Annotated in this window: 4 protein-coding genes; all 4 read left to right on the top strand. The window is 63.8% G+C overall.

Going from position 1 to position 5,110, the window contains the following annotated elements; all coding sequences use genetic code 11:
- The coding region (locus ENZ74_RS21050; protein WP_164761106.1) for a mechanosensitive ion channel domain-containing protein at nucleotides 1-1,655 on the top strand (1,655 nt) is incomplete at its 5' end.
- Nucleotides 1,656-1,811: 156 nt separating this feature from the next.
- On the top strand, nucleotides 1,812-2,075 hold the full coding sequence (locus ENZ74_RS21045; protein WP_023812335.1) for a hypothetical protein: 264 nt from the start codon (nucleotides 1,812-1,814) through the stop codon (nucleotides 2,073-2,075).
- A gap of 206 nt (nucleotides 2,076-2,281) precedes the next feature.
- Nucleotides 2,282-3,715: a UbiA family prenyltransferase gene (locus tag ENZ74_RS21040; RefSeq protein ID WP_063168220.1), complete on the top strand. Its 1,434-nt coding sequence runs from the start codon at nucleotides 2,282-2,284 to the stop codon at nucleotides 3,713-3,715.
- Between the two features lie 2 nt (nucleotides 3,716-3,717).
- Nucleotides 3,718-5,070 carry an FAD-binding oxidoreductase gene (locus ENZ74_RS21035; RefSeq protein ID WP_063168219.1) on the top strand — a complete coding sequence of 451 codons (1,353 nt, stop codon included), beginning with the start codon at nucleotides 3,718-3,720 and terminating at the stop codon, nucleotides 5,068-5,070.
- The last annotated feature ends 40 nt before the right edge of the window (nucleotides 5,071-5,110 follow it).

The raw sequence follows: 5,110 nt of genomic DNA, 5'->3' as shown, positions 1-5,110 counted from the left end.
ACAATGTGTTGCGCGGCGACATTGGGCTCTTCCTCAACGCGCTGGCGACCGTCATCGGCGTGGTGTTCTGCGTCAACCGGCTGACCAATGCGGCGCTGGAACCGCGGCTGCCGAACTGGCGCCTGATCCCGGTCGAAACCGGGCCGGCGCGCTGGCTGGTGCGCCTGGCCACCGCCATGGCCGTGGTCATCAGCGTCAACACCTTCCTGTCGGTGATCAACGACAAGATGGGTTCGCCGCTGTCGCTGACCATCGCCCGCAGTTTTGTCGCCACCATCATCGTCGGCATCATCCTGATCCTGATGGCGATGCTGAGGCCGTTCAAGGCGCGCGACGGAAGCTGGCGGCCCTGGCCGGCATGGCTGCGCTACCTGTCGCTGGGCCTTGGCCTATTCACCATCATAGCCGCCTTGCTCGGCTATATCGGCCTTGCGCTGTTCGTTTCGCTGCAGGTCGTCGTCACCGGCACAGCCTTGATCACCGCCTATATCGGCTTCCTGTCGGCGCAGGCGATCGGCGAGGAGGGTGCTTTCGCCAACACCTCCGTCGGGCGCTGGCTGTCGGCCAATTCCAGCTACGAGGATACGGCCCTCGACCAGCTCGGCCTTGTCGTCAGCGTTGCCATCAATGTGATGATCGTGCTGGTGTTCCTGCCGCTGATCCTGCTGATGTGGGGTTTCCAGCCCGGCGATATCCAGGCTTGGGCCTACAAGCTCGCAACCGGGATCAACATCGGCTCGGTGACGATCTCGGTCACCGGCATCCTCTCCGGCATCGTCGTCTTCGTCATAGGCTATTTCCTGACGCGGTGGTTCCAGGGCTGGCTCGACGGCTCGGTCATGGCGCGTGGCAAGGTCGATACCGGCGTGCGCAACTCGATCAGGCTGGCGGTCGGCTATGCCGGCGTCGCGCTGGCGGCACTGGTCGGCATCTCGGCGGCGGGCATCGACCTGTCCAGCCTGGCACTGGTCGCCGGCGCTCTTTCCCTCGGTATCGGCTTTGGCCTGCAGAACGTGGTGTCCAATTTCGTTTCCGGCCTGATCCTTCTGGCCGAGCGGCCGTTCAAGGTGGGCGACTGGATCGTTGCCGGCGACGTCAGCGGCACGGTCAAGAAGATCAGCGTGCGCGCCACCGAGATCGAAACCTTCCAGCGGCAATCGGTGATCCTGCCCAATTCGAACCTGATCAACAACGCCGTCGGCAACTGGACGCACCGCAACAAGCTCGGCCGCGTCGACATCAAGGTCGGCGTCGCCTATGGCAGCGACGTCAAGCAGGTTCATGCCGTCCTGCTGGAGATCGCCCGCAGCCACCCGATGGTGCTGAAGAACCCCGAACCCTTCGTGCTGTTTTCCAATTTCGGCCCCGCCGCCCTGGAATTCGAAATCCGCGTGTTCCTGGCCGACGTGATGAACGGCAACATCGCGCAGAACGACATCCGTTTTGCCGTCCTCGAAAAATTCAGCAGCGAACACATCGAGATCCCCTCGACGCCGCGCGCCGTGGTCGAGGCCCACAAGCCCAAGGCCTGGCCGACGGACGACGACAAGATCGAGGCCGACTTCGCCGAACAGGAGCAGATAAGGGCCGAAGCCGAGGCGGAGAAGAAGCGACTGGTCAAGTCTCGCAAAACCAAGAAGCCGGACCCGGACTAGGCTCGGACTCCGTCGACCTCAATCCTGCCCGGAATCGATTGCGGCATGAATGGGGCATTCAGTTGCGGTTCAGCTTCCATCTCATATAAGCTCCATGCAAAGGCGAAAATGCCTTGCCAAATGCAACAGAGGCGGTGGGAACACCGATATTGCACCATGTGGAAGTCTCTCGTCGCTGCAGTCGCCCTGGTCGCCGCCATCGGCTCGGTCCATGCCGCGAGCGCGGTCAACAAGGACGCCGAGACCCGCACGCTGGTCGTAACGGAGGGCGGCAGCAAGACCGACCTTGCGCTGGCCGGTGGCGAAACGGTTGAGTTCTGCCCGAACGGCTGCTTCGTCACCTTGCCCAATGGCGATCTCGAAGCCCTGACCGGTTCGGAAACGGTCGAGATCTCGGGCGGTGTCGCCCGCATCAAGTAATCTTGGCGTCACGATTGTAGAGGCCGGGCATTTGCCCGGCCTTTTATCGTTTCCGGTAGCGGTTGTTTAACAATGACACCGGAAATACCGCCATGGCAGCCGTCTGCAACCGTGCGTTTTAACGTTCGCTACGCCATCGCCCGCTATACCAGCCTCAAGACGCCGAAAAGCGGCGCGCAACTCTACGCGGGCAGGGCAGGACGGACATGGATGCGCGATCGGACAGGAACGCAATACCGCTTGCGGTCGATCTCGACGGCACGCTGATCGCAACCGACCTGTTGTGGGAAGGGCTGTTCATCCTTCTCAAGAAGAACCCGCTCTATATCTTCCTCGTACCGTTCTGGATCGCCGGCGGGCCGGCGCGGCTGAAGCAGGCGATCGCGCAGCGCATCGACATCGATCCGGCATCGCTGCCCTATCGCGAGGTGCTGCTTTGCCGCCTCCGGACCGAGCACGCCGAGGGCCGCAAGATCGTGCTGGCGACCGGTACGCCGCGCAAGTTCGCCGACGCCATCGCGGCCCATCTCGGCATTTTCGACCAGGTGCTGGCCACCGATGGTCTCGCCAATCTCACCTCGGGCAGGAAGCGCGCCTCGCTGATCGCAGCCTATGGCGATGGCGGTTTCGACTACGCCGGCAACAGCCGCCATGACCTCCAGGTCTTCGATGCCGCACGCAACGCGATCGTCGTCGCGCCCGACCGCCATGCCGCGCGCTGGCAGGCGGCACATGGCGCCGAGACGGTGTCGGCGCCGAAGCCCACTTTGCGGACCATCGTCAAGATGCTGCGCGTGCATCAGTGGCTGAAGAATTCGCTGATCGCAGTGCCGATGGTGCTCTCGCATGAATATTTCAACACCGACATGATCTGGGAATGCCTGCTGGCATTCGTCTCGTTCAGCGCGGTGGCATCGGCCATCTACATCCTCAATGATTTCTTCGACCTCGCGCTCGACCGCAAACACCTCACCAAGCGCAACAGGCCGTTCGCCAGCGGCGCGCTGTCGATCCCGTTCGGACTTGGGGCGATCGCGGTGCTTCTGGCGATCGGCATCGGCACCGGGCTGTTCCTGTCGCCCGAATTCATGGCTGTGCTCGGCGGCTACATGGTCGTCACCACCGCCTATTCGCTGTCGTTCAAGCGCATGCTGCTGGTCGATGTGCTGACGCTCGCCGGCCTCTACACGATCCGCGTCCTGGCCGGTGCGGCGGCGACCGGCGTCGACGTCTCGTTCTGGCTGCTGGCCTTCTCCATCTTCTTCTTCCTGTCGCTGGCGCTGGTGAAGCGCTTCGTCGAACTGCGCACCACCGCCATTCCGCCCGGCGAGCGCATTGCCGGTCGCGGCTATCGCACCGAAGACCAGGAGATCGTCGCCCAGGCCGGCATGGCCTCGGCCTTCTCCTCGGCGCTGGTGCTGGCGCTCTACATGGACAGTGTCGCGGTGCGGGAACTCTATCCGCATCCATGGCTGATCTGGCCGCTGGCGCCGATCGTGCTTTATCTTACCATGCGCGTCTGGATCCTGGCGCGCCGCAACGAGATGCATGACGATCCGGTCGTCTTCATCATCCGCGACTGGCGCAGCCAGATCGTGGTGCTGATCGGTGCGGTGATGCTGGTCATCGGGGGCTGGTAGGCATGGCCGCCGGACGTTTCCCAAGCTTTGGCCTTGCCACGCCGCCGGCGCCGCGCGCCATCGGTGCCGACGAGGCGATCGCGCTGCTGAAGGGCGGTCAGGCCAAGCCGGCGTCGCTGCTTGCCTATGGCAATGGCCGCTCCTACGGCGATTCCTGCCAGAACGGGGCCGGAGCGGTCGTCGATATGCGATCGCTGAACCGGATCCACGCCTTCAACGCCGAAACCGGTGTTCTCGAGGCGGAGGCCGGCGTGCTGTTGTCCGACATCATCGCCCACGCCGCCCCCTACGGCTTCTTCCCCGCCGTTGTGCCAGGCACGCAATTCGTCACGCTCGGCGGGGCCATCGCCAATGACGTGCATGGCAAGAACCATCACCGGCGCGGCACCTTCGGCTGCCATGTCGAGAGCTTCACGCTGCTCAGGTCCGACGGCAAGACCCACCGCTGCTCGGCGACAGACAATACGCGGCTGTTTGCGGCGACGATCGGCGGCATGGGGCTGACCGGCCTCATCCTGTCGGCCTCGATCCGGCTGATGCGGGTGCATTCCCTCGACATCGTCGAAAAGGCGACGCCGTTTCGTGATCTCTGCGAATTCTTCGACCTGGCCGAGGCGGCCGATCAGGCCAACGAATATGCGGTCGCCTGGATCGATCAGTTGGCCGGCGGCCGCAACAGCGGTCGTGGCCTGCTGCTGTCGGGCAATCACGCCGAGCACGGCTCGCATGCCGCCTCGCGCGTCGGCGGCAATTTCTCGGTACCGGTGCAGCCGCCGTTCAATGTGCTCAACCGGCCGTTCCTGACCGCCTTCAACGCTGCCTACAGGTGGAGGAAGAGCCGAGCAACGGTGCCGCGCCAGGCCGGATATCAGGGCTTCTTCTTTCCACTTGACGGCGTGCGCGACTGGAACCGGCTTTATGGGCCGAAAGGGCTCTTCCAGCACCAGAGCGTGGTGCCGGAAGAGACGGCGCGCGAGGCCGTGCCGGCATTGCTGGCGGCTGCAAGGCAAGCCGGGCAGGGCTCGTTCCTCACGGTGCTGAAACGCTTCGGCTCCATCCGCTCGCCGGCGCTGCTGTCGTTTCCGCGTCCCGGCTACACGCTGACACTGGATTTCCCCAACAGGGGCGCCACGACGCTGACACTGCTGCGGGAACTCGACCGCATCACGGTCGAGGCCGGCGGCGCGGTCAATCCGTACAAGGACGCCCGCATGGGGGCCGAAATCTTCGCTTCGTCCTTTCCCGAATGGCAGCGGCTGGAAGGGCTCCGCGACCACGCCTTCATGTCTGATTCCTGGGCGCGCACCGCGAAGAGACTGGATGCGCGACGAGGCGCGGTCGAAGCAGCCGAATAGATAAAATTCGAATAATTCTTGGTTAATTGATGATTAATAA

Source organism: Mesorhizobium sp. M7A.F.Ca.CA.002.15.2.1 (assembly GCF_003998715.1).
Classification (GTDB): Bacteria; Pseudomonadota; Alphaproteobacteria; order Rhizobiales; family Rhizobiaceae; genus Mesorhizobium; species Mesorhizobium ciceri.
This window is presented reverse-complemented; position numbering and strand designations above follow the sequence as displayed.

Bases quoted from the DNA above. Each gene is read 5' to 3' on its own strand.
- ENZ74_RS21035 (WP_063168219.1), top strand. From the start codon at position 3,718: ATGGCCGCCGGACGTTTCCCAAGCTTTGGCCTTGCCACGCCGCCGGCG.
- ENZ74_RS21045 (WP_023812335.1), top strand. From the start codon at position 1,812: ATGTGGAAGTCTCTCGTCGCTGCAGTCGCCCTGGTCGCCGCCATCGGC.
- ENZ74_RS21040 (WP_063168220.1), top strand. From the start codon at position 2,282: ATGGATGCGCGATCGGACAGGAACGCAATACCGCTTGCGGTCGATCTC.